Source organism: Paenibacillus lupini (assembly GCF_011761355.1).
Classification (GTDB): domain Bacteria; phylum Bacillota; class Bacilli; order Paenibacillales; family Paenibacillaceae; genus Pristimantibacillus; species Pristimantibacillus lupini.
In genome coordinates this window covers 847,919-871,746 of record NZ_JAASRW010000001.1, presented here as the reverse complement: position 1 = coordinate 871,746, position 23,828 = coordinate 847,919, and the positions used below count along the sequence as shown (strand labels likewise).

The 23,828-nt window shown below is 42.6% G+C and carries 25 protein-coding genes and 2 pseudogenes; 7 read left to right on the top strand and 20 right to left on the bottom strand.

The genetic code is table 11. The features are described from left to right. Positions 1–19 precede the first annotated feature (19 nt). The 4 genes and pseudogenes from FHS17_RS04330 (at position 20) to FHS17_RS04315 (ending at position 2,924) form a co-directional block, all read left to right on the top strand. Positions 20–481, top strand: a complete 462-nt coding sequence (locus FHS17_RS04330) for a DUF2269 family protein (protein WP_167275146.1) — start codon at positions 20–22, stop codon at positions 479–481. Positions 482–494: 13 nt separating this feature from the next. Then, positions 495–929: a DoxX family protein gene (locus FHS17_RS04325; RefSeq protein WP_167275143.1), complete on the top strand. Its 435-nt coding sequence runs from the start codon at positions 495–497 to the stop codon at positions 927–929. Positions 930–1,171: 242 nt separating this feature from the next. Next, positions 1,172–1,270: pseudogene (locus tag FHS17_RS04320) on the top strand (transposase); the annotation flags it as partial. A gap of 253 nt (positions 1,271–1,523) precedes the next feature. Then, entirely contained in the window at positions 1,524–2,924 is a 1,401-nt protein-coding gene (locus tag FHS17_RS04315; protein ID WP_167275139.1) for an S-layer homology domain-containing protein, read from the top strand. A gap of 108 nt (positions 2,925–3,032) precedes the next feature. On the opposite strand, the gene FHS17_RS04310 is transcribed toward FHS17_RS04315, so the two are convergent. The 7 genes from FHS17_RS04310 to FHS17_RS04280 form a co-directional block, all read right to left on the bottom strand. Further along, complete coding sequence (locus FHS17_RS04310; protein WP_243865167.1) at positions 3,033–3,380, bottom strand: hypothetical protein; 348 nt, start codon at positions 3,378–3,380, stop codon at positions 3,033–3,035. A gap of 28 nt (positions 3,381–3,408) precedes the next feature. Beyond that, entirely contained in the window at positions 3,409–3,624 is a 216-nt protein-coding gene (locus FHS17_RS04305; RefSeq protein WP_167275130.1) for a hypothetical protein, read from the bottom strand. A 557-nt stretch (positions 3,625–4,181) separates the two neighbouring features. Continuing rightward, positions 4,182–5,072 carry a putative RNA methyltransferase gene (locus tag FHS17_RS04300; RefSeq protein WP_167275127.1) on the bottom strand — a complete coding sequence of 297 codons (891 nt, stop codon included), beginning with the start codon at positions 5,070–5,072 and terminating at the stop codon, positions 4,182–4,184. A 341-nt stretch (positions 5,073–5,413) separates the two neighbouring features. Next, positions 5,414–5,788, bottom strand: coding sequence for a VOC family protein (locus tag FHS17_RS04295; RefSeq protein ID WP_167275122.1), 375 nt, complete (start codon positions 5,786–5,788; stop codon positions 5,414–5,416). 401 nt (positions 5,789–6,189) lie between these two features. Beyond that, positions 6,190–6,759: a redoxin domain-containing protein gene (locus tag FHS17_RS04290; RefSeq protein WP_167275117.1), complete on the bottom strand. Its 570-nt coding sequence runs from the start codon at positions 6,757–6,759 to the stop codon at positions 6,190–6,192. A gap of 73 nt (positions 6,760–6,832) precedes the next feature. After that, complete coding sequence (locus FHS17_RS04285) at positions 6,833–7,504, bottom strand: Crp/Fnr family transcriptional regulator (RefSeq protein WP_167275114.1); 672 nt, start codon at positions 7,502–7,504, stop codon at positions 6,833–6,835. Between the two features lie 222 nt (positions 7,505–7,726). Beyond that, on the bottom strand, positions 7,727–8,662 hold the full coding sequence (locus FHS17_RS04280) for a zinc-binding dehydrogenase (protein WP_208420209.1): 936 nt from the start codon (positions 8,660–8,662) through the stop codon (positions 7,727–7,729). 124 nt (positions 8,663–8,786) lie between these two features. Here FHS17_RS04280 and FHS17_RS04275 point away from each other — a divergent pair, with 124 nt between their 5' ends. Then, positions 8,787–9,164 (top strand): MerR family transcriptional regulator, encoded by a 378-nt coding sequence (locus FHS17_RS04275; RefSeq protein WP_167275110.1) that lies wholly within the window; start codon positions 8,787–8,789, stop codon positions 9,162–9,164. A 535-nt stretch (positions 9,165–9,699) separates the two neighbouring features. Here the strand turns inward: FHS17_RS04275 and FHS17_RS04270 are convergent. From FHS17_RS04270 to FHS17_RS04225, 10 genes and pseudogenes are all read right to left on the bottom strand, one after another. Next, entirely contained in the window at positions 9,700–10,305 is a 606-nt protein-coding gene (locus FHS17_RS04270; RefSeq protein WP_243865166.1) for a VanZ family protein, read from the bottom strand. Then, a pseudogene (locus FHS17_RS04265) lies at positions 10,281–10,661 on the bottom strand (ATP-binding protein); the annotation flags it as partial. The gene FHS17_RS04270 and the pseudogene FHS17_RS04265, both read right to left, overlap by 25 nt. A 48-nt stretch (positions 10,662–10,709) precedes the next feature. After that, a complete protein-coding gene (locus FHS17_RS04260; RefSeq protein ID WP_243865164.1) occupies positions 10,710–11,447 on the bottom strand; it encodes a DUF421 domain-containing protein in 738 nt (245 codons plus the stop codon). A 135-nt stretch (positions 11,448–11,582) separates the two neighbouring features. Then, complete coding sequence (locus tag FHS17_RS04255; protein WP_167275102.1) at positions 11,583–13,412, bottom strand: ABC transporter ATP-binding protein; 1,830 nt, start codon at positions 13,410–13,412, stop codon at positions 11,583–11,585. Next, on the bottom strand, positions 13,387–15,234 hold the full coding sequence (locus FHS17_RS31010; RefSeq protein ID WP_167275098.1) for an ATP-binding cassette domain-containing protein: 1,848 nt from the start codon (positions 15,232–15,234) through the stop codon (positions 13,387–13,389). Before FHS17_RS31010 ends, FHS17_RS04255 begins: the two co-directional genes overlap by 26 nt. Before the next feature lie 444 nt (positions 15,235–15,678). Further along, positions 15,679–17,328 (bottom strand): M56 family metallopeptidase, encoded by a 1,650-nt coding sequence (locus tag FHS17_RS04245; protein ID WP_167275095.1) that lies wholly within the window; start codon positions 17,326–17,328, stop codon positions 15,679–15,681. A 5-nt stretch (positions 17,329–17,333) separates the two neighbouring features. Then, on the bottom strand, positions 17,334–17,714 hold the full coding sequence (locus FHS17_RS04240; RefSeq protein ID WP_415639908.1) for a BlaI/MecI/CopY family transcriptional regulator: 381 nt from the start codon (positions 17,712–17,714) through the stop codon (positions 17,334–17,336). A gap of 195 nt (positions 17,715–17,909) precedes the next feature. Continuing rightward, a complete protein-coding gene (locus FHS17_RS30385; protein WP_243865163.1) occupies positions 17,910–18,185 on the bottom strand; it encodes a hypothetical protein in 276 nt (91 codons plus the stop codon). A 252-nt stretch (positions 18,186–18,437) separates the two neighbouring features. Continuing rightward, complete coding sequence (locus FHS17_RS04230; protein ID WP_167275091.1) at positions 18,438–18,863, bottom strand: HIT family protein; 426 nt, start codon at positions 18,861–18,863, stop codon at positions 18,438–18,440. Positions 18,864–18,877: 14 nt separating this feature from the next. Beyond that, a complete protein-coding gene (locus tag FHS17_RS04225) occupies positions 18,878–19,933 on the bottom strand; it encodes a hypothetical protein (protein ID WP_167275088.1) in 1,056 nt (351 codons plus the stop codon). A gap of 144 nt (positions 19,934–20,077) precedes the next feature. Between FHS17_RS04225 and FHS17_RS04220 the strand changes: the two genes are divergently transcribed. Then, positions 20,078–20,530: a Dps family protein gene (locus FHS17_RS04220; RefSeq protein ID WP_167275086.1), complete on the top strand. Its 453-nt coding sequence runs from the start codon at positions 20,078–20,080 to the stop codon at positions 20,528–20,530. A gap of 106 nt (positions 20,531–20,636) precedes the next feature. On the opposite strand, the gene FHS17_RS04215 is transcribed toward FHS17_RS04220, so the two are convergent. The 3 genes from FHS17_RS04215 to FHS17_RS04205 form a co-directional block, all read right to left on the bottom strand. Next, positions 20,637–21,095: an SRPBCC family protein gene (locus FHS17_RS04215; RefSeq protein ID WP_167275082.1), complete on the bottom strand. Its 459-nt coding sequence runs from the start codon at positions 21,093–21,095 to the stop codon at positions 20,637–20,639. Between the two features lie 94 nt (positions 21,096–21,189). Continuing rightward, on the bottom strand, positions 21,190–21,690 hold the full coding sequence (locus tag FHS17_RS04210) for a P-loop nucleotide/nucleoside kinase family protein (RefSeq protein ID WP_167275079.1): 501 nt from the start codon (positions 21,688–21,690) through the stop codon (positions 21,190–21,192). Between the two features lie 266 nt (positions 21,691–21,956). Beyond that, positions 21,957–22,784 (bottom strand): phytanoyl-CoA dioxygenase family protein, encoded by an 828-nt coding sequence (locus FHS17_RS04205; protein ID WP_243865162.1) that lies wholly within the window; start codon positions 22,782–22,784, stop codon positions 21,957–21,959. 123 nt (positions 22,785–22,907) lie between these two features. Here FHS17_RS04205 and FHS17_RS04200 point away from each other — a divergent pair, with 123 nt between their 5' ends. Next, positions 22,908–23,801 carry an AraC family transcriptional regulator gene (locus tag FHS17_RS04200; RefSeq protein ID WP_167275076.1) on the top strand — a complete coding sequence of 298 codons (894 nt, stop codon included), beginning with the start codon at positions 22,908–22,910 and terminating at the stop codon, positions 23,799–23,801. Positions 23,802–23,828 lie beyond the last annotated feature (27 nt).

Below are 23,828 nucleotides of genomic sequence, written 5' to 3'. Positions count from 1 at the left end.
CAGAAAGGAAGAATGCATCATGAACTTGTGGTTAACGTTGCATCTAGTTGGAGTCGTGGTATTCGTAGGAAATATCATTACTGCAGCATTTTGGAAAGTTCGTGCGGATTTGTCGAAAAACCCGGCCGTCATTCACAGCACGGTAAAAAACGTCATGCTTGCCGATTATGTATTTACGCTTCCGGGTCTCGTGATCATCATTGTCTCGGGCATTGTGATGGCCGTACAGGCGAAAATGTCGCTGTCGGGGCTGAATTGGCTTACGCTATCGCTGATTTTGTTTGCCGTTACCGGCGTGATCTGGTTAGCCATTCTCATTCCACTGCAGCGCGGAATGATCCGCCATAGCGCTCAATGCATCGAAAGTGGGAACATCTCCAATGAATATCATCAAGCTTCCCGCTATTGGGCATTCTTCGGAATCCCCGCGACATTGCTACCGATCATCATATTATTTCTCATGATAACGAAAAGCTTCTAAACGGAGGGATACAATGGCACCATTATTTGCGCTTTTTGTTTCGTTTCTGCTGTTCCGGGTTCTTGGGCTGTTCGGCTGGTCTTATTTCGACAATTGGCATTCTTCGCTTCAGGGAGCAGTGGCCGTCATGCTGCTGCTTACAGCTTCTGCCCACTGGGGAAAAAGACGCCCTGATCTCATTCGGATGATCCCGGTTGCTTTTCCAAAACCGAATTGGATTGTGACTGCCACCGGGTGGCTGGAAATTGCGGGTGCCTTCGGCATTCTGTTCCCCGCTACCTCCCACGCGGCTTCCATCTGTTTGGCGGTTCTACTCTTGACCATGTTTCCTGCCAATGTAAGGGCAGCCCGGGAAGGATTAACTATCGGTGGAAGACCTACACCTAAGCTGCTTGTCCGTACATTGCTGCAGCTCGTGTTTCTCGCAGCTGTCCTCTTAGCAGGTTAAGTCTGTGACTTGTTCATAGATTCGATAATTTACGATACAATTGATTTACAAAGGCAACTTGAACTCACGAAGCCTTTCCTTTATAACCGAACAAGTCAAAGTAAGTATGGCTCATCGTTACTAAACTATCCTGCCCTTTCGTATTATGAGGTCACCAGATCTTTCTGGTCGACCTCTTTTTTGTATGGTCGTAAGATAGCGGTAGCCGGGGATCGAATGGTTCGATCTAGCCTTTGCTGGACAGTGTATTTGCTTCAGGTAAGTTTGTGGCAACCCAGAATAGGATCACCAAACATGGCTCCAGAAGGCTTCGTACAGCACTGTATCAAGCAGTGCGATGTAAGAATCGTTCCGTTTAGATTAAGTAGCAGGCTATAGAAATATAGATCATTCGACTCAAGATTCCTGTGCTATATCAATTCCAGATTAGTCTCTTAGAAAGTTGTTTCCGAGACGATTGAATCACTATTAAAATTAATAAAGTTGTAAAATTGTATCTTTAGCATATAGCTGCTTCATCCGCAAATATAGTGACAAATTCCATATCTCTTTGTATGATTGTAATGGAATTATTTGGTGAGGATGTGTATCTATATGAAAAAGAATTCTCGTAAAATTGTGTTTGCAGTCTTGCTGTCCGTAATTATGCTTTTTCAATTTGCTCAAGTCTCGGCTGCCGATGGAGAAATCAAATATGACTTTGATCGAATTGAAGTCGTATATGCTGCTGAATTTGCTGTATATCCACGCTATGCCGCTGACGATCATTGGCTGACTACAATTGCAGGCGGAACGGACAAGCCGGTTCAAATCCTATACGGTATCGTGCATTTGTTCACAGGCGACCAATACATCGAAGAGCAGTTTATAAGAATGTCCGGAGAAGGCGGGTCGGATCGCTTCTTAAGCAATGCAATAAGCAATGAGTTTGATGAGAATAGTATGCTGAAGAAACAAACTTCCGTCCAGTTCTGGTCTGGTAAAAAATTGGATGAAAGTACGGTAGTAAAGGATTTTAATGAGCCAATGAAGTCGATTACTCTTGTCCAATCCTTCGACCCGCAAGGAATTTTAACTGAATATCAACTGAACGCCTCTCCACTCTTTTTGATTAATAACCCGCCTGCTCCAGACTACTATGTCAGCTCGTATATCTCCGATCCCTCTAGTCTAGTCCATACCGGAGAAATAAACGGCGTGGAAGTTGAACCAATACCGGAGACACCGAAAACCGATGAACCAAAGCTTGAAGAAGTAACCTCAAATTATTCAAAACAAGTTCAATCGGATCAACTACTAGAAGAAGTATCTATCCTTTCCGCATCCGATTCCACAAATTCCAGCCAACGTACGCAACAAGCGGATACGTTGAATCAGCTTGGCCTATTTATGGGAACCAATTACGGGTATCAATTAGGGGACCCCATAACTCGCGCGCAAGGCACCGTTATGCTGCTTCGACTTTCCGGTGAGGCGGACGACGCCGCAAGAATACAAAAGAAGTCCAGCTTTACCGATGTAAAAGGCTCACACTGGGCTGTTCAATCCATTGCTTACGCAGCTAGCAAGGGTTATGTCAAAGGCATCGGGAATGGCTCATTTGCTCCAGATCGTTTAATGACGGGCAAAGAATTTTTGACCTTAATCAACCGATTGCTTGGTTATTCCAACGCAACGACTTCCAATGCGGCAGAATTGTCACATAACAACGGAATGCTGACAGAGGGTGCTGCCTCGCGGCTTGCCAACGCTAAGCCTTTCCTTCGAGGTGATATGGTCGAAGTCGTTCACGCAGCTTTGCAGACAAAGAAAGCCGGCATGACCTCGACTCTGCTCCAATCGCTCGTTGAAGATAAAGGTTCGATTAGCGTTGAGTTGGCCACTGCCAGCGGACTGTATAAGCCAAACGTGCCTGCTTACTTTATTCCGAAACCAGGCAGCAATCCGATGGATTCGATTGAGCAATCGATTAGGCAGAAGCTTGATAGCAGGTGATTGATTGGATGGAGTATCACCCTGCCCTTTCATAAGAGTTCTAAAAATTATAAGTAAAAAAACCTTCCGTCGAAACTCGAAACGGAAGGTTTTACATTGTGTTACCAATTAACGCTCGTAGCCAGGATATTCGTAATCGGTATTCTGCAGCTTATTAAGTATGTTCATATCATGAATATGAGCCTTCGTCTTGTCTGTCCCCAAATTGTAGATTACTTGATAGAGTTTGAGCAGATCATCGTTAAACTGATCCGTTGCTTTATCGTGATCCGCGGATTTATACGGAATTGGAGCTCTGAATTGGGTCACCTCATCGTCCCGCTGTAGATGTTCAAGCATTCGATGCAGCTTTTCGAGCTCCTCCTCTGTCCCGCGGACCTCAAGCTGTTCATTCATAGAAGCTTCCGTATCAAGACTTTTGCTGGATACAGATACGTATAATGTTTTTTCAGACATTACAAACACTCCTTTTCGATATATAAGTTTAATTTCGAGTTGATACTTGCTCATCTAAATACCTCAGTTCAGAGCTTTCTTGAATAGAGATATCACCACTGGCTTCTTCTAACAAATGCGCTGGATACTTCCTGTCCAACATCAGAATAACGTGCTCAATCTGTCCCTCCTCCAGTACAGAAATTGTTCTTTGCTTTAACTCTTCAAGTGTTTGTTTAATGAAATCCAAAGATTGTTTATTCATCGAAAATTCCCCCAAATGATTAATTACGTATCCCAAACAAAATAAACACTTGCTCCATGTATTAACAAAAAGGAGCAAATGTTCAACAAGACCTAGATTCAGGCCGGCATTAATAGAATTAAATGACTCCTTCATTTCAGTGTGGTGATACGTTGAATGCTGCTTCTTTTCTAAGATATACCCTCTATATCGATGTTTGAATCACTATTTCCGAATTCGTTCCAAATGCCAGTTTCAAGACGGGAGTGCTGTAGACGATCGCTTTAAGAATGGCAGCATAACTAGAGCCGCCATACTTCCAACCAAGATTGAAACTCCATGAATATCGTTCAAGCCGAGCAAGACAAGTGCCCTGACTAAAGTTCCCCAGCCGCATGCAAGTTCAAGCAACCTATCCGAACCTGTAAAACGTTTTACAACAATCAAGAGAAGGATAACCCCTCCATTTAAATGATCCTGCCCATTAACGTTACAAAGCTGCCGATGGTTTACCGGCAGCTTCATCAGTTTGGGAATTCAACTATCAACTACTGTACATCGTTAGTAAAATAGTTTAATCATGTGGTTAATTTCTTACCAATCAAAATTTTAAAGTCCATCGTGACTTGTTTCAGATTCATGTGTAGAATTTTTTCTAGGCGCTCTTTGGAAGTCCCCCAGGATAATGGCGTCATACCTAGTAAAGGTTCGATTAAAGGGGCACTTAGATTTACTTGATATCGAATGCTTTCTACATCTAATAATTTGAAGTGCTCGTTAAAATGACTAATTATAAGTGAATTTGAATAAACCTGTTTATCTAATCCCTCGTAAAAGATTTCCCGTAATTCTTTTAGATAATCCTGTTCAGGGACGATTTTAATCACCAAACCATCATCAGTAATCAATCTCTGGAATTCAGAATAATTTGCAGGTGAAAGAATGTTTAAAATGTAATTGAATTGCTGACTTGCAAATGGACAGTTTGCAAGGTCCGCGACACACCAAATCGCATTTGAATATTCAGCTGCAGCAAAACTAATTCCCTCTTTTGAAATATCGATTCCTACAGCCAATAATGAGTTGAGTTTTTTCTGATTTATTTCTATTTTTATGTTATTTAAGTGAGTGCCTTCTCCACAACCTGCATCCAGTATGCTTATAGGCTCAATATTTGGGAGTTGACTCATTATAATTTCACTTACCGCAGCATGTAAGGGAATAAATAAACCGCTTTTGCTGATTACCCTTCTGTATTCGAAGATTTTTTTATCATACTTAGTATTACTAGCTCGAGACAATAGGTTTATATATCCTTGCTTTGCTATATCATAGCAATGCTGACTGCTGCAAACTAAACTTTGTAAATTGACCATTTGCATCTGTTTTTTACATAATGGGCATATGAATATCTCCTGAAACCTTTCAATTTTTCCAGCACTCATCAACTTTTTACTTTTTCCCAACATAAATAGCACCCTTTTCATTCAAATTAGGTAAACGAAAAAAGGCACAGTCAAATAAACCCATGCATTTTGTTTAAAAAAGCTGGGTTATGTGATCTGCACCTTACATTACCTTAATCGAATGAATTTGATGATCATATGTTAACTCTCCTTAATTGAATTACATTTATTAAAACACTCTTATATTAGCATGTTTCTCTTGTATGAGATACTGTATTACACACACTTCCCTTTACTTCCATAAAACTGCATTGTTTTGAACTAACGTTAAAAAAACGACAGCTCATCATGTTTGAGCTGTCGTGCTGTGTTTATTTAGCTAATGTTCTTACGTTAGTTTAATGCTATGTTGTTGGGTAGTCACCCCAAAGCTCAATTGCATTTCCATCAGGATCAAAAAACTTAAAGGACAAGCCTTGATAGTCTGACAACTTTCCTACCTTAATACCCTTGTCATTAAATTGCTGGTAGAGCGAACGGATATCATCATCCACAGTAAAGCCGTATGTTGCTTGTACACCATTAGTATACTTCATATGAGATGTAACTTTTCCTTCATCATTAGGGATTAAGAATACTCGGACTCCTGATTCAGTTCTCAATTCCAGACAAATCGGGTCATCAACCGCTAATTTAAAGCCGAGATGTTCAGAGTACCATTTCGAAGCCTCTTGAAGATTAGTTACAGGTATGTACTGATAACTGGTTTTTAATTGCATAGAAAACCGCCTCCCATAATTTCATAAGCCCCTCAGGTACTTCATATTTGATAATAGGTGAATATAAGTCCTCCATATAGTAATACTGTGTACATTCAATACAGAATAATATCACCGATCTCTTTGAGGCATACGCGTAAACATGAAGCTCAGTATCACATACTTCGCAACGGCATATGCGCTTTCGGTTTAACCAATCAATGAGCTTATTGGTAGACAGTTGTACCACTCCTTAGCTCCATGAGGATTACACTTATATTACCATATATTGTAATCGAAATACCCTTTACTTCAGCAAAAACAACAGCAGATTTCTGGTCAGATGCTAGTTTCACAGCATCCGGCGGAAAAAAAAAGCATTTGAGGTTAACCCTTCAAATACTTTTCCCAGGCGTACAGCATTATGATGAAATATGTGATTCACCTGAAGCGAAGCTGTCGATTTCCACGAGCGGGAGATGATCGGTAATAAGATGGCTATAATGTGCAACCCGTACAATACCACTCTCATCAATCAAAAAATCGGCAGGTATTCGATTAAAATTTGAACCTTCCTCTGGAGTAAGAGGAAAGCCGGCAGCAGCAGCTTCTTCAGCGAACTTTTTTGTGTTCGCATCGGCCATTGTCATACGTACTTTCTCTTCAGAAGTCTCAACACCATACAAATCATACAAGTGCGCTTGTGGGTCGGTGACTAGTGAGAACGGAGCATTTTGAGCTCCAACATATGTCCGCATATTCGTCTCTGTTGATTCGAAGACGACGATAACATCCATCCCTTGGCGCTGCCAATCGGGATATCTGTTGATAAATTGATGCACCCGCAAATTACAAAGAGCGCAAGCGGAGAAGCGCATAAAGGCGAGCAGTACTTTGCGGCCACGATAATTTTCAAACGAAATAGGATTGCCGCAGTGGTCGACTGTTCGGAATGTTGGAGCAATCATGCCCTGCAGTAGTTGGTGAGTCATCGGTAGGTACCTCCTGTATTTGGAATTTACTTACTGATCCAATTTACCAGAATAGCATTACCGCTTCTGTGACCTAGTCACCAAATAGCTCCTCCAATTCAGTACGGCAGGTAATTTGTACCCAACCCCGTCCAGTCTCCACCCATCCCTCACGTTGAAAACGCTGTAACGTACGGCTCACGACTTCACGGGCAGTACCGATTTCTGAAGCAAGCTCATTATGTGTCATTCTCAGCATCGGTTGCTGCTCTGATGTGGAACGCAATAGTGCTTCGGCTAGCCGCATTTCCAGTGGTTTGGTCTGTCTCGCTTGAAGCAGTTCGCCCATATGCATAATTCCTTCGAGCAGGTTACCGAATACGGTTTTACGGATCGACTCGTATTTTTGCACCCAGAGTAAGAAGCTGCGTTTGGATACAAACAGCGTCTCGACCTCCGTCTCAGCCTCGATGACGCCTGGGTAGTCTCGTCCGCTCAGACCGCTAAGCACTAGGAGAGCACATATTTCGCCAGGATTAAGTTTATTGACAACCCTCTCGCTCCCATCTTTGCCGATTTGGCTGATACGAGCACTGCCTTTCAGCAAGAACATGCCGTAGAACCTTGCCTCCTCCTGCTTAAAAAGACGAGATTTGGCGGAGAATGTCCGCATTTCCGGCTTTGCTTCAGCCCAATCCTCGGCGCATACATCCCTCAAACATGGAAATACTTCAAGCAACCTCATATCCGTGACGATTGAAGTCATATCTGTCTCCATTCTGAACATTCATTTTCTAAAAAAACCATTTTTTCCGTTTCCTTATTGGTATACTCGTTCTCAACCTTAGTGCTGTAAATTATACCATAATTACCACACTATCCTACCATTTTGTATAACGCAGGAAAGTGCTGCCATATGGCAGCACTTCCGGCTCGTTTTGCTGCAACTAGTGTAATCCTATAAAAAGCGAACTTTTTATACGTAACATCAAGAAATAGACAGCACCGCCTTACCGGCAATTCGTCGATTCAAAAGGCTCTGGGTAACCTCTGCAATTTCGGTCCATGATGCCTCCAGATCGATTTGCGGCTGCAATAAACCGTCGGCAACCATTTGTGCTAATCTTTCAAGGTCATTCGATACACTTGTCAGACTTCCTATTCCATCAAGTACGAGCACTCCAACCGGTAGCGATTCAAGTCTAGCCTGTAGCGTCATTTCCGGTTCTGTTGCAGCTCCAACGTTAATACAACTTCCACCTTTTTCAAGAAATGTCGTAACGATGTTTAATGATTTACCACCTAACGTATCGATGATAACATCATAAGGGCCGAACGATTGGGCTGCAACAACGTTTTCTCCTACGACTATTCTGTGTAATCCTATGTTATGAAAACAAGCCGCACGCTCTTCGCGTCGTACAAGAGCAGTAACTATAGCGCCTGCTTGCTTTGCCAGCTGGCAGGCAAAATGGCCTACACCGCCGGATGCTCCAGTAACTAACACCTTTCGCTTAAGCAGAAAGCCGCCTTTCTCCAATGCATGTAAAGCAGTGAGTCCAGCCACAGGCAAGGTTGCAGCTTGAGCAAAAGTAACATTTTCGGGGATTCCTGATAAGAAAGCCGTTGGAACGGAGACAAGTTCCGCCCATGAACCTGAATGAACCATGCCAAAAACTCTCGCCCCGAGCGGAGGCCCCGATCCATCGGCAGCCGGCTGTTCTACTACACCTGATAGGTCCCAACCCGGACGCCACCCTGCATTTGCTCTAGTTGTAGTGCGAACCTCGCCAAGATTAAGAGAGACCGCAAAAACGCGAACCAACGCTTCCGACGATGCAGGATGGGGAGCCTCAACCTCGTCTACTTTCAAACGTGCTTCTTCATTTGGATCAACAACAATGGCCCGAATAGTATTCATCATGTGTCTCCTTCTTTTCGAATTTTTTTCCTGGTCTTTTTTATTCTTTTGACGCGGTACCTCTCGACGTTTAGAGTATAAACTATAAAGTACTCTTGAAGGTCAAGACCATTTTGAGGAGATTCTTATGAAAATACATGAACTGGCACAGAGAACCGGTTTAACCCCTCCTACTATTCGCTTTTATGAAAAAGAAGGGCTTCTGGATGCCCGACATGTCCAACGGGGAGAAAACAATTATCGTTACTATTGCGAAGAAGCAGTCGAACATCTTCTGATGGTCAAAAAGGTTCAAGCCGTAGGATTTACGTTAGTTGAACTCAAAGAAGTGATCCAAGCGGAAGAGGCTGATGATCTTCCCCTTCGTAAGAAAATTGAGCTTCTTAGTCAAAAAATGCAGGAGATCGAAAAGAAAAAAGATGAATTGGTGCAGGTTCAAACACATCTGGCACGAATGCTGGCAAACAAGATGGCGTTGATGGATTCTGCGGAAAAAGGAAGTTAAATAGAATAAAATAAAAATACGATCTCAGCTATCATGGTTATACAACTCAGTCGATAAAACTACCTAATATGCGACAACGGAAAGTGACATTAATTATCCACCACCTTCTATATAATCGAGTAGCGGCATAAACTATGAATACCTGAAGTGATGACTAAAAATAGCGGGTATAATAGATTGCTGTCACACTAATATGAGGCACAAGAAAGGTGGAAATGCATGTACGTAAGTCAAACTATGCAACAGGTGAAAGAAGATATCTTAAAGGGAGAATGGGTGGGCAAGCTCATCCATAGACGTGACACTACCAGATCGATTAAGGTAACACTTGAACCAATACAGGCCGGAGTTGGGTTTTTAGAGTTCTTTGAGGGGCAAGGCTACGGCTTCTACAAATGGAGTCAAGGTGTAAGTGCATAATCCAAGCCTAATGATTGGACTTGGTTGACAATAATGTTTTGATTAATGAGTACTTCTCCTGCCAAGTTGCTGAACAGGCTGCCGATAATATCGGCAGCCTGTTTAATGAAGATATTTAGAATCTCATTTTTATCATGAACAAATAATAATAGATAATAGGTAATCCAACGATAACAGATAATACTGTGACCGCAGTATATACTCTTTTCTCATCTCTTAATATAAATAGTAAAACTTTGAATCCTAGAATCCCAATGCATCCACCAATACAATTTAAAATGATATCATCAATATCTGCTGTTCCAATGCCTAATATCCCCTGAATGATTTCTACAAATAAACTCACTATAAATATAAACAATAGATTATTCATTACTCTCTTGTTGTTCCTTAATAACGGCAAATAAACACCAAAGGGTATAAGAATAAGTATATTGCCAACCACATTAGCAAAAGCAAATCTTTTTAAATTTACAGAGCTGCCAGATATGTATTCACCTATGCTATCAAAAGGAATAAGATTTATCGATCTAACTAACGTCCTGTCATTATTAAATAGCTCCGAAATTGAAACTCTCGATAAGAAAAATATTTTAATTAATAAAAACAGGTAACAGATGAAAACAACATATAAACAGACTTGTATTACTCGCTCTCGTATATTCATAATAGCTCCTTTTTTTTCATCCTTCGCAATTACTTCTTCGGCAAGTTCATCCAAAACAGAACGCCCTCCGCAGTGTTTTCCAAAGTAAAATCAACGTTCATTGATTCCAACGTTTTCCGTACAATAGCTAGTCCCAAACCACTTCGTTCGTTATTCCGGCTCCGTGCCTTATCCACGCGGTAGAACGGGTCAAATAGCTTCGGCAGAGCGGTATTGTCAATCCTCACGCCAATGTTTAAGACACAAAGGCGGTATTGATAAGCAATAGATTCGCTCCATATCCGAATCTCTCCGCCGTTCGGCGTGTTCTGTACTGCATTCAATATGACATTTGAAACCGCCTTTCCCAACATTTTAGGATCCGCAAGGCAAGTCTGCCCATCAGGAATATCTGTAACTATATGCTGATCGATTGACAATCTCCAGTATATTCAAACACACAAAAAAACGAACTCTTCTCAAGTAGGAGGCAGCTCGTTTTGTTCGATCATGTCCACCTCGGTATATATGCGCAGTTGTTGCTGATCGTCGATGGTCGCTAGTACAACATCCTTCATATCTAGATGTGCATGTTGAATCTTCATCGCCAGCCATGCTTCATTTTTCCCCTGCTCCTTTAACATTGCACTATTCGTAGTTCCTTCCACGACAATAGGCTTAACTAACGAGAATGGGGAGATCGGAATCTTCAAGTCCTTCGTTGTAACAGTTTGATACTGAGTCTCAAGGAAGAAGGAGATGGTTCCTCCCGGCTCCCAGAGGGCAAGGGCGACTTTCTGAAAATCTTCAATTTGCTGCTTGCGCAGCTCCGAGAAGAGGTGATCGATCGAAATGCGGGCTTTGCCTAAGTTTTTCATGATGATCTTGCCATGCTGAATCAGCTTCATCGGGGCTGGATCAAGATAATGCTTCAGGAAGTTCCATTTTAAACCAAGCCATGAGGTAATCATGTACAGGATTACAAGAACAATAGTGGTGATCATGGAGCCTGTGAGCGACAACCCTTCGTCAGAGAGGGGGTGGGCAATAATGTTGCCAAGTATGAGCGCAATAATGAAGTCAAGAAATCGCAGCTGGGAAATGGAACGCTGTCCGAGCAGCTTGGCTACGATAAGCAGAAAGAAATAGGCTACGATAGCCCGCATTGCCCATTCAACGGCTGATAAGGTCTCCTGTTTATGGAAAAAGTCAAACAAGCAAAGTCACGCTCCATGAACTAGAATCTTAAGCTCCACTATTTTCCCCTTATTTGCCGAAATTTAACCCGGCTTCCTGTTCGCTCCATGTTCAGGAACTAATTTCTCACTAGCCACCTGTCATCCGACACTTACTTATGCCCCAACGTAATACTGAGCCTGCGCATTCCAAAGCTCAGCGTATTTCCCGTCCCGGTCGGCGACAAGCTTATCATGGGAGCCACGTTGAATAAGCCTACCCTCGTGAAACACGGCGATGTCATGACAGAATCGGCAGGACGAAAGCCGGTGTGAGACGAAGATTGCCGTTTTACCGCCGATTAATTCATTAAATCGGGAATAAATCTCAAACTCTGCGATCGGGTCAAGTGCCGCCGTAGGTTCGTCTAATATCACGAATGGCGCGTTCTTGTACAGCGCCCTTGCGAGAGCTACCTTCTGCGCTTCGCCTCCTGAAATCTCCACGCCGTCGTCTGAGAACTCCTTATGCAGGTAGGTATGAAGCCCTTCCGACATGTTCTTAACCTTTTCGCCCAGCCCCGCCAAGATAAGTGATTCCTCAGCCAATGCTGCGTCATAACGCTCGGATGCGGTAACATTATGGCCAAGTGAGAACGAATACAGTTTAAAATCTTGAAACACAACACTGAATACGCCCATATATGCCGAATAGTAGTACTCCTTAATGTCGATGCCGTTTAACGTGACAACGCCCTCCGTAGGTTCATAAAGCCTGCATAGCAGCTTAATCATCGTTGTTTTACCGCTGCCATTCAGCCCTACGATGGCAAGCCGTTCGCCGATATTAAATTTCATGCTTAGGTTCTTGATCGCGTAATTGTCGGACCCAGGATACTTGAATGAGACATCATGAAACTCAAACTCTAATCCTTCTTGCGGGATTTGTCTGCCTCTAGCGCTATTTTGCATATTGTCCGGCAAGTCAAGATACTCGTACACGAGGTTCAGATACGGGTTGTTTGTAATAAAATTGCCCACAACTGAGACAAGCTTGGCCAGCGCACCGACAGCACCTGTTACCGCGCCAATGTACTGAACTACGCTGCCTAAAGGATACATGCCATTTAGCGCCCGCAAACCGATAAAGAGATAAACACAGCCGCCTAGTATGGCATTCATAGCTGCTGACAATGCATTGTTCTTACCGATCAAGTCAAAAATGCGGTACCAGTACTCAGCTCCAACCGATTTATTGTAGTGATCCTCTATCGCCGATGCCTGTTTATAGAGTCGAATGTCCTTGGCTGCATTCTTTGCCTGCATATATTCGTTGAAGAAACTCACATAGGTATTTGACTTCGGGTTATCCTCGAACACTTTCTTCTGAATTTTCTCCTCCCTCTTTTTGAGTACATAAGTAAAGGGAATCATAGAGAGGATGAGAAGAATAAGCAAACCGGTAGCATACGGTGATGTTATAAATGTCTGCTCATAGGATGAAGTGGATGTGAACATCCCGATAACCAGTATGATAGATAGTATCAGTTCAAAAAGAGGCTGTAAAAGTTCCGGCAGACTGTAGTGCAGGCGCAGAATGCCAAGCCCGTTTCCGTTCGACTTAGCTTCAATATCCGCTAACCTTTCATTATTCATCGTATCTTCCACTTGATCGTAATTCATCTGCATATATCGATTGCCCAGGAAAAAGTAGAAACGCGCCCACAACGTACTGTTTAATGTCGTTATCCGGCGGTTAACTGCGGCATTGATAGCCGAAGCGGCAAAAGCTAGCCCTACTGTTAGTGCGGCATACAGCATAATGCGCCCGATGTCGCGCTCGCCGGCCAGCTCGTTTATGATCTGGGCAGACAGGAAGAGCACCATTAAGGGCTGAACCGCTTTAATAAAGGATGAGACGATGGTAAGCGGTATGTAGGTTGGGGTTAAACGGTTTACGATGCCGTATCCGCGGCGCAGGTTATGCCAGATGGAACGCTCCTTCATGATCGGCCACCTCCCCTTCCTTATAGTAGTGGGACTGCACATTAAACATCTCGGCATATTTCCCGCCATATCTCATGAGCTCGTCGTGTGTGCCGCACTCAGCGATGCCGCCGCCGTCGATTAATAGAATCCTGTCACAGAAACGTGTGCTTGCCAGCCTATGGGAGATGTAAATCGAAGTTCGCCCTGCAGTCAGTTCGGCGTATCGCTGGTAAATCTCGCTTTCAGCGATCGGGTCAAGCGCAGCTGTAGGTTCATCTAAGATGATAACCGGCGCGTCTTTGTACAAAGCGCGCGCCAGCGCCAGCTTCTGCTTCTCGCCGCCCGACAGTTCGATAGCGTCGGTGTGCACCCGACGTACAAGAAGCGTTGATTCACCCTTCTCAAGCCCTCTTACCTTATCCATAAGTCCGGACATGACGAGACATTCCTCTACCTTCTCGTAGTCTGTCTGATCCGGGGACTGCTGCGAGATATTGCCGGCAATATCACAGCAGAAGAGATGAATATCCTGAAATACCGTTGAAAAAAGAGAAAAATATTCGTCTCTGTTATATCGCGTGATGTCGACGCCGCCGAGCGTAATTTCCCCGCATGTTGGCTTATAGAGTCCGCATAAAAGCTTAATAAACGTCGTCTTGCCCGCACCGTTTGCCCCGACAATGGCGATGCGCTCTCCCGGCTTGATCTCAAAATCGATGCCGTAAAGGGTCGGCTCCTTTGCCTCTGGATAGGTATATCCAACGCTTCTTAATGTAATCGTTGGGGGAAGAAGATCGCCGGACGGCAGCGCATGGCCGGCGCCTGTATTAGACAGATCGGGAACATCCAGATAATCCCGTATATCTGACAGCTCACTTAAGGCACGAATCAGCTCGCTTGCGCTTGTCAATATACCCGACAACCAGCCTGCAAATGCGCCAATGGCGGCAAATACGAGCACGAAATTGCCCAATGTCATCTCACCGTTCAGCAGCAAGTAAATAAGAAACGCGTACGCGGCACCATCACGAATCAGACTGAGCACCGCATCCGATAACTGTGCTTTCATATCGCCTGTTGCTACCTTTTGTTCCTTTTCGGTTGAGGTACCGAGTACGTTTTGAAAAATACCGCGGATTAAGCTGCTAAGGTCATATAGACGTACGTCTTTGCCGCCGGACGACTCCTTCGATACTTTCTGAAGATACCAGAGTTTTCCTTGAAGCTTTGACCGCTCTTCCCGCGTGTCCCTCTCAACTTTTCTGGCGCGAGAGAGCGCAAGCCAATTGATCCCGGCCGATATGGCTAGAAAGAGAATAATAAGGGGATGTACCGATACAATAACCGTTCCATATACAAGAAAACCTAATACGTTCATTAGAAACTGTGATAGGTTTCTCGGTATGTTGGAGGCTGGAGAGTGATTGCTTTGCATGGCACGCCACGCCTTCTCACCCCGTTTTGCGTATCCGGGGCTTTCCAGCACCTCGTAGTCCATATTTAGATGCTTATGCATAATGGTTTGAAGGTGTTTCAAAATGCTGATGGTACCTACAGATTCATGGGTGATGAGATCGGCGTAGCTTTTAGCACTGCTTAACGCCGCCAGGAGAAGCGCCATAATGCCCACCGACAGTATAAACTCGCTTGGCGTGACTCCTGCAGTGATGTTGTCGATGACAATTTTAGGCATATAGATGCTTACAAAAGGCACACCTACGCCGACAAGCATCGAGACTGCACAGCAAATCAACGTAAGCGGCCTCGCCCGCCAATGCAACTGCATGGAGTACATAATGTTTGACCACCCGGAGTACGCAGCTTTTTTCTCTGTTGACACTCTAAAACCTCCTAAAAAGAATTGTTGCCTTATGAGCACCTTATGGGCTCATTGTGACAATTCTTACTTCGCAAGCATTGCCTTATGAAATATGGATGAAGAGTACTGTCGAAATCAGAATAGCACAGCCGTGGATATCATCCTATCAAGCAGTAGTTGAGATTGTAGATTCAGCTGTCTTACGCTCAAAGTGAACAATCTGAATAATTCGTGATGGAGTGAAAATCTCCTTCCATTAATTATTTTTTATCTATTATTTTACCAATTCTGATTGGCGCTGTGATGTTATTTATTAAAGATAAACGCCCGTTAACGTAACAAAAGCCGCCGATTATGCCGGCAGCTTAGTGGTTGCTCCATCTCTAACGAAATCATGGAACCTATGTACACCGAGAGAGTTGAGAAATTTTTAAATACTTTTTAAATACTTTCTTCTATGATAATTCAATGGTCTGTTGTAGTTACCCTATCCACAGTCTCTCTAATATACTTTTTTCTAATGGATGTAGATAACTTATTTAGACCACCTTTTTTACGAAGTATTGGTTCAGCATCTTTTAGAGCGGAAACAGGTAGATCACCTTTATTAACTGAAATAATTATATTGATCATTCGCTCATAGTCTGTTGCTGAAATCTTTGTGTCCTCCGTCCATTCTCCTTCATAAACGGTTTCAAAATCATCTACTACAAGTTTACCATTTTCCCTGGAAAACTTTAGAGATTCCACTGTTTTATAATAGTTCGGTTCACTTGTTAAAGTTAAATATGTAATAATAACATTCATACCATCAATCTCACTCTCAAAATCAACAACCCAAGGACTAGAAACCCCTATATTATAATTCCAGTTTTCTCCGCTCCTAATGATTTGTTCTTGTATGAATTTGTCTTTCGCTTTTGAAGACATCATCTCATAACGGGGTTTACCTTCCCGCGTTTTTAGTGCATTGGCCCATACCTCAGTTAGCTCTCCAATTGCTGCAACATCAACTGATTGATTGTTGTCCTCGATCGCCTGATTACCCTTATCTTGTGTGCTGGCATTCGTTAACGCGGCACCACCCAATAACAAGATGACTGCAAGACCTATCAAAGACCACTTATAGGAGTGTTTTTTAAATGAAGTGATCATAACTAGTCTCCTCTTAAGTTCTTTCTTATTTCCTGAAATACTGGCTGCCCCTGCTAAACGAACTGGATTTGCGAATAGCTCTAACAATTTTATTATCGTTAAGGCATATTCGTTGGACTCCTCAGACTTAATTCTCGATAAGGCCAAGGCATCACAAGCCGTCTCCTGATCAGCTCGCATCTTGTGGTATGCATACCATAAAAAAGGATTAAACCAATGTACGCTAAGCAAAATGTTCATTAGCCAGTTCATGGCAATATCTCTACGTCGGACATGCGATATTTCATGTAAGAACACGTAGCGAAGCTGCACTTCATTCAAATAACGTAGAGCCAAGTCAGGTATCAAGAGTTTCGGTTTCAGTAGACCAAACAAGGTTGGGCTAGATACTTGATTCGTCTGGATTAACGCTATTTTTCGGTGCACTTTCATTTCGTCTTTACATCGTTCAAACAATGAATTAATCCCTTGATCAATGACAGCAACCTCTTTTTTAATTAGCGCAGCGAACCGTACATTTGCCCTAACCATAAAGCTTAGGAACATAACCATGCCAACCAGCCAAATCATTGACGCTATTTGCAAGAGTGACATCGGCTTTTTCACAGTCGAGTCATCTCCGATGGTCGATACCGTATTTGGGGATGAATCTTGTACCTGTGTCGTTGATGACATCTCATAGCTTGGTTCAACATCAGGGGAGGCTGGATTTTCTATCTCTGTTACTAGGTGGCTATTTTCCGGAAGCGTTTGGAAAATATTAAAAACACTAAACGAGCTTTCAGGCGCCCACGGCAGCAATAACCTCAGGACCAAGAGAATCCACAGCAAATAGGCCCACCTAGGCTTTAATTTATCTTTCAGTAACCACTTGGCAACTAAAATAAAAATGACCAATACACTAGCCATCAACGACGTGGATAAGATCCAGGTTAATGCGTCAGTAAGAACAGAAGTCATCTGGCTTATTCCTTTCTTTCGTCCAGAATACTTTTCAGTTCTTGTATGTCTTCTTTAGACAATTTTTCATACTTCAGAAAATTAACCAACATCGGTTTTAAAGCTCCACCACCGTACAACCGTTTCAGAAAAGATTGCGTTTCCGCTCGAGTGGTTTCTTCTTCTGCAACTAGAGGAGAGTACACATATGGCCTACTGTTTGAATCAAAGGTTATCACTTCTTTTTGAACCAACCTGGTGAGTAAGGTTCTGATTGTCTTTGGACTCCAGTCGTTTATATCTGCTAAGGAGTCAATCACCTCACCTGCTGTCATCGGCGATTTTGCCCATAACACCTTCATGACTTCCCATTCCGCATCAGAAATGCGTGGAATTTCCTTCATCATTCTACCTCCAATTAGACTACTTTTGTAGTCAATACTACATTTGTAATCAAAGAAAGTCAAGATGATCAAATCTGATATGTACTTTAATAAAAAAAAGCCGCAATTTATGCAGCTTCCACGTTCTTCTATAGTTTAATAATTAACCTTTACGCGACTCTCTGTTGAACCGAGTCCTATCATTGTGGCTTCTTAGCTCTATCCTTCTTGTAAAACAATCTCCGCTTCGAATCCCAGCTGCTCGCACAGCTTATGAATACGGCGTGTAATGGTAACCCACTCGCATCCCAAGGTGGATGCCTCGTGAGCCGCCCATTGCAGGATATATATGAGGGCATCCGCATGAGATTCCTTCGTAGCGAAGTCTTCCAGCACCAGCACGCCGCCACGGACCGAATCACGCACGTATGCCCAGTACTGGTCGGCAAAGCTGCGGGCAACAAAATACGTTTCGCCATCCGACTGGACCTGCATAGAGAGTTCTTGCAGCCATTTATTATAGCATCGGACCCTGTCGGGGCTTTCGGGTTCCCCCAATCTAGTGAATCTGCGGCCAGTTTTCGCAATTCTTCATCCCCAGCTACGTTCTTCCATTGATCACTATGGAATGAATCTTGGAGAATCGGTTTATAGCGGACTTGCCAGCTTCGTTCGCCTGTTGAGATGCCAGCAACGTATTATTTGAATAACTTAAACAAAGGTTGTGACAATGGATCTTCAAGCCAGCTATCTAGAAAGATTAAGAATTACTTGCAGTTTATTAACTAATTGAATGGCGTCTTCTTCATTACAAGATAATTCTTGTCTTAAATATTCTAACCCTCTTGTCTTGCCATCGCGTCCACGAGGAATAAAATGCACATGAAAATGTGGAGTACCATCAATAGTTATGAGTTGGTACACCCGTTCTGCTTCTGTGACCTGTTTTAGTGCTGCATACAATAACTTTATTACATTTCCGTAAGATGCAGCCTCTTCTTCTGTCATCTCAGCAAAATCCAAAAAATGACGTTTAGATTCCAATACAATACGCCCAAGAACAGATTGGTCCGCGGGAAAGTGACAAACTTTCCAATGCTTATCTTCATAAAAATATCCACCAGGCGGTTGATTTGAAATGCCACGATGCTTATCACAAATAAAACATGACATTTGAGTATCCCCTTTTAAAGTATGTTAATCTCTTCGATCAACCTATAGATTATTATTTGTTCATTATCATATCTGATAAACTCTTTTGATTTGTGATGATAATTATCTATAATTAATTCCTTATTTTCGTATTGTAGTTCACCTGAATTAACATCATATATTTTTATTCCTACGTCCTTGGAACATGAAAATAAGTATGCATCATAATATATATTGCCTGGTGCAATAGGAAACTCATTCAAAACGTCTCCTGTACTTACATCTACCTTTCTAAATAAACATCTATCATCAAAAATCTCATTCTCATCAATAAAATCAGAATTATGTCTACCAACTAAGCCAATCTCATTATTACTAATCCAACATACTGGATCGTTCCAATCTTCTTTCCAGCTCCAAAGATTCATTTTGCTCTTACCGTCTTCAGACTCCCATCGGTTTTGTAACCATTCAGAAATACTCCACCCTGTCACACATCCAGCAGGATGCCACTCCCATCCATTATCTACAATCCATTTATAATCAGGAGAAACTAGTAACTGCCCATGGAAATAATCCAAGTAATGTTCTGATTCTGTAGATTTGTTTTCAGATAATTCGAATTTAGGATCATTTCTCTTAGAAAAGACTTCGTGGGTTAAAGGATTTGTAATATCCAGCCTATTCCATTTTGTACCATGAATCAATAATATTTGTTTGTTATGATAGGTAAAAGCGACAGGAAAAACGGTTTGTTCAGAATGATAATCATCTCGATTAAAACGCATTATTATCGATTTTGTTTGGACATCTATTACAATCCCATGACTACCGAATGTATTATATACGGCAATTAGTTCGCCCTTTGCAGATACCAGAAGCGAGACATTCTCGTCAAATATTATTCCTTCACTATCAAAGCTAAACAACTCAGTAATAACTTCATTTTTAGTATCCAATTCATAAATCTTACTATTTTTAGTGAGGACTAAAAATTTATTACTCTTATTACTAATTGGTTGAACGTCTGCAATCCATTCTGTAATTCCGTGAAAATGTCTCACATTAAATTGAAACGATCTGCGTTGCATTTTATTTCCCCTCTTTAAACTATGTATTTAATTTTAACTTGTAAGCTGTTGCCATTTTAAGCATCGCTGTTTCATTTAACGTATTTAGGTTTAAATATAACAATATTAATAATTCAATTTAACTTGAAAGGGATGGAATAAACCATGACTACAAAAACAACACAATCCGTTCAACAACTCTTGAACCGCCAGGTCGCCAATTGGAGCGTCCTCTATATTAAGCTTCACAACTATCACTGGTATGTGAAAGGTTCGCAATTCTTTACGCTGCATGTAAAATTCCAAGAGTTATACGAGGAAGCCGCGTTACACGTCGATGAAATCGCTGAGCGTCTGCTCGCGGTGAAGGGCCAGCCAATTGCCAAGATGACAGACTTTCTAGAAGAGTCCACGATCAAGGAAGCCAGCGGCAAGGAAACGGCTGAACAAATGGTTGATCAACTAATAAAAGACTTCAAGTCTATTATCGATGAATTGAAGGAAGGCATGGAAATCGCGCAAGAAGCCGGCGATGAGACAACGGCAGACATGTTACTTGCCATCCATAAAAAGCTTGAGAAACATGTTTGGATGTTGAGCGCGTTTAACGGTAAATAAGGGTATCCCATTAGATCGAAGAATATTGCAGAACGTTGCTCGAGAATAACTCGGGCACGTTCTCTTTTTTTGCATAAAGGTGGTTATATTTTCTTACGTTACACCATCAAACTGCTCTTTCGGCTAGCTCCTTTAATTGTTTATTACGGTAATTTAAAAATCTCTCCATATATCCTTTTAAAATAACTCTTTCAACAATCCATCCAACTAAGCCTAATGGAGCCTCAAAGTGTAAGGTATCTCTCATCAGCGTTCGATTTCCTAAATCAATAAATTCTTGCTCATGTCTCATACTTTTAAAAGCACCACTTATCATCTCGTCAACAAACTTGTATGGTCTATTATAGTCAGTGATTCTTGAAGTTAATTTTTGTCTTATTAAAAAATGCTTTGCTTGAAAAGTGACAAATTCCCCTTCACCAATCAATCCAGAAGTTCTTCCAGCTACTGCACTTTCCTGGGTATGTCTCCAGACCGTTTTCGTATGCAATTCAATATTTCTTGCCATATCAAAACAAACTGCAATAGATGCTTTAATTTCAATCTCTGTCGAAACAGTAACCAAGAGAACACACCTCAAATTTATTAAAATAAAACAGCAGCCGTTCTGGCTGCCTCGTCATGTTTAGTACTTTTATGATCCGTCATCTAATTATCGATTAATTTTCAAGACCTAGCCGTTTACGTAACTCTATCAAGCTTTCCTCCACAGTATGATTCGCCGTGTCTATTATGATATGATCGCGATCCCAAGCTTCATAATGCCTGTTCTTAACCTGATCCCATGTGGGGAGCATTAAGCCAGATATATCTGTTTTACGCGTAAGAACCCGATGTCTATGTTCACTTTCGTCAGAGCAGACCACTTCGATCTCGACAAACGGAATTTCGAGAGACTCCGCTACATTTCTCCAGTCATGACAAGTGATGTGAATAGGATTAACCGTGTCTGCTATCACATCATGTCCTAAACGGAGGCTTTGCTTTGCAATTTCATAACACACGATGTAACCCTCAGGTCCATTAACACTGAGTCCGGTAGCTCGCAGAGCCTGCTCTACAACATCAACCCGAAGGTACGTTGCCCGAAGTTCCCTAGCCAAAGCTGACGATAACGTAGACTTTCCGGTGCCTGGCAGACCGCCAAAAATATACAACATGATTCTTTCCTCCTTCACGTTAGCATGTTTCACTATCTCCATTAGCCATCTTTTCGACGGGCAACATGTAGAACAGCACCCCAGTGTCGACGAGCCGACTTATCCCCGCGACTATTAAATGTTCTTGATTTTCCTCATAGTCCTCCTTATTTCAATCCTTTTATTGAGTTGTAAGATACAAACTGATTCTGCATAGTCAATACGTTATCCTGCCCACCACTTAACAAAAAAGGAAAGGCATATGCCCTTCCTTCCACTTATTCTTCTTATTTGCTGTAAAGCAAAGGGAAATATTCATTGTCGAAAGGCTGGCCGTCGTATGGACGAGGACCAAGCAGACGAACATTATCATGTCTGCCTCTGCCTGCCTTATAGACCGTATCACCAGGCATCAAATGTGCAACAATGGAGAGCCGTGGATTTTCAGACAGATTAGGACCCGAGCCGTGGAACGTTAATCCATGGTGGAAGCTTGCTTGGCCAGCCTTTAAAATACAAGGTTCATCGTTCCAGTCGCCTTTTGAGAATTTCTGTTTAAGTCCTTCCAAATCCTGATCAAAAAAAGCAGCACTGCCTTCAACAATTCCCCACTTGTGAGAGCCCAGAATTGTTCTCATTCCTCCGTTGCTCAGATCGGTATCCTGCAAGGCAATCCAGACTGTTACCATATTTGTTGTACTGCTGCATCTCCAAAACCCATAATCCTGATGCCATCCAACATTGCCTACCCTCGTCTCCTGACCTGCAGCACTAGGCTTGTAGATGATCTGATCATGCCATAGCCTAATAGAGGATTCACCAAGCAGTTCAGCGGACATATGCCCTAAATCTGGTTGGGTTACAACGCTTCGAACCTCGTCGTTAATCCACCAGCCATTATCATGTTTACGCAGCGCTAATTTATTCTCGGGTAAACGGATGTCATGCATGGGGTAGCCGTCACCGTCGAAATCTGATGACCAGATCCGCTCATGCGCCAGCCGAAGCTTTTCAATCGTCTCATCATCAATAAGCTTAGGGCTGATCCAATAGCCGTTATTTTCGAAATCCTGCTTATCTTGTGCAGTCACTTCATAAGGAATAAAACCCATCATTCCACCTCATCACTATTAATTATTTACCCTCTCAAGATATCAGCTTATATAGGCTTTGACTTCCCGAAAACTATCGAATAGGATTTTATACATAGATATGATTCGACACAAGGAGACCTATTGATGACTACCTTGAAAAGCCGTTCTGGACGATGGGAATATGAAGCAGATAATAGTAGTGACCATTCCAATGTCAGCCAGGTTCCCGAGCTTCTCATGCTTGGGTATGATCATTTTACAGAAGCAATGAAATTGTCTCATCATGAGCATGATGGAGCCTTTGAATTTGTGCTGACAGAGAGCGGGAAAGTAACTTGGGAGGTCAATGGACAATATTATGAAACAAGAGCCGGCGAACTGTTTCATACCCGCCCGAATGAGCCTCACCGAGCGCGTATGGATTTTATGGAACCCTGCACGATCTGGTGGATGATTGTAAGAATACCTCCTTCAAAGGACTCTTCCTCGTGGCTTGGTCTTTGCGAGAGTGAAGCCGCCGCTGTCATCGATAAATTACGAAGCCTGCCAAGAATCTTACGAACCAATGTCCAGTTGAAAATAAGATTCCGTAAGCTGCAGCAAGCTCTTCAATCGGAAGCACAGCCATGGCTTAAGCTGAAAGTCCGTCATCTTGTGCTTGATCTTCTTCTTAACATGACCGAGCCTTCTCCTGATTTACATATTCCTGAGGACCTGCCGACTGCCTTGCGTTCCATTACGGAAAACATCCAACGAAACCCTGAGTTGCAATGGAACAACCGAGACATCGCTGCCTCAATAGGGGTAAGTGAATCCCATTTTTACCGATTGTTCCGGCAGAGCTTTGGTCAGTCGCCCTCCTCATTCGTAGAACGTTCATGTGTGGAACACGCCGCACAGCTGTTAACGCACTCCGATATTTCCATTACCCACCTTGCTTTAGGTCTTGCCTTCAAGACGAGCCAGCATTTCAGCACCGTGTTTAAAAAAGTAACCGGCATTACTCCTAGCCATTGGAGAGCGTCACACCGCACGTGATATTACGTTCCCCAAAGCCTATCAGGA

Excerpts from the sequence above, each read along its gene's own strand:
- FHS17_RS04330 (WP_167275146.1), top strand. The coding sequence starts at position 20 with ATGAACTTGTGGTTAACGTTGCATCTAGTTGGAGTCGTGGTATTCGTA.
- FHS17_RS04325 (WP_167275143.1), top strand. The coding sequence starts at position 495 with ATGGCACCATTATTTGCGCTTTTTGTTTCGTTTCTGCTGTTCCGGGTT.
- FHS17_RS04315 (WP_167275139.1), top strand. The coding sequence starts at position 1,524 with ATGAAAAAGAATTCTCGTAAAATTGTGTTTGCAGTCTTGCTGTCCGTA.
- FHS17_RS04310 (WP_243865167.1), bottom strand. The coding sequence starts at position 3,380 with ATGTCTGAAAAAACATTATACGTATCTGTATCCAGCAAAAGTCTTGAT.
- FHS17_RS04305 (WP_167275130.1), bottom strand. The coding sequence starts at position 3,624 with ATGAATAAACAATCTTTGGATTTCATTAAACAAACACTTGAAGAGTTA.
- FHS17_RS04300 (WP_167275127.1), bottom strand. The coding sequence starts at position 5,072 with ATGTTGGGAAAAAGTAAAAAGTTGATGAGTGCTGGAAAAATTGAAAGG.
- FHS17_RS04295 (WP_167275122.1), bottom strand. The coding sequence starts at position 5,788 with ATGCAATTAAAAACCAGTTATCAGTACATACCTGTAACTAATCTTCAA.
- FHS17_RS04290 (WP_167275117.1), bottom strand. The coding sequence starts at position 6,759 with ATGACTCACCAACTACTGCAGGGCATGATTGCTCCAACATTCCGAACA.
- FHS17_RS04285 (WP_167275114.1), bottom strand. The coding sequence starts at position 7,504 with ATGACTTCAATCGTCACGGATATGAGGTTGCTTGAAGTATTTCCATGT.
- FHS17_RS04280 (WP_208420209.1), bottom strand. The coding sequence starts at position 8,662 with ATGATGAATACTATTCGGGCCATTGTTGTTGATCCAAATGAAGAAGCA.
- FHS17_RS04275 (WP_167275110.1), top strand. The coding sequence starts at position 8,787 with ATGAAAATACATGAACTGGCACAGAGAACCGGTTTAACCCCTCCTACT.
- FHS17_RS04255 (WP_167275102.1), bottom strand. The coding sequence starts at position 13,412 with ATGAAGGAGCGTTCCATCTGGCATAACCTGCGCCGCGGATACGGCATC.
- FHS17_RS04245 (WP_167275095.1), bottom strand. The coding sequence starts at position 17,328 with ATGACTTCTGTTCTTACTGACGCATTAACCTGGATCTTATCCACGTCG.
- FHS17_RS04240 (WP_415639908.1), bottom strand. The coding sequence starts at position 17,714 with ATGATGAAGGAAATTCCACGCATTTCTGATGCGGAATGGGAAGTCATG.
- FHS17_RS30385 (WP_243865163.1), bottom strand. The coding sequence starts at position 18,185 with ATGCAGGTCCAGTCGGATGGCGAAACGTATTTTGTTGCCCGCAGCTTT.
- FHS17_RS04230 (WP_167275091.1), bottom strand. The coding sequence starts at position 18,863 with ATGTCATGTTTTATTTGTGATAAGCATCGTGGCATTTCAAATCAACCG.
- FHS17_RS04225 (WP_167275088.1), bottom strand. The coding sequence starts at position 19,933 with ATGCAACGCAGATCGTTTCAATTTAATGTGAGACATTTTCACGGAATT.
- FHS17_RS04220 (WP_167275086.1), top strand. The coding sequence starts at position 20,078 with ATGACTACAAAAACAACACAATCCGTTCAACAACTCTTGAACCGCCAG.
- FHS17_RS04210 (WP_167275079.1), bottom strand. The coding sequence starts at position 21,690 with ATGTTGTATATTTTTGGCGGTCTGCCAGGCACCGGAAAGTCTACGTTA.
- FHS17_RS04205 (WP_243865162.1), bottom strand. The coding sequence starts at position 22,784 with ATGATGGGTTTTATTCCTTATGAAGTGACTGCACAAGATAAGCAGGAT.
- FHS17_RS04200 (WP_167275076.1), top strand. The coding sequence starts at position 22,908 with ATGACTACCTTGAAAAGCCGTTCTGGACGATGGGAATATGAAGCAGAT.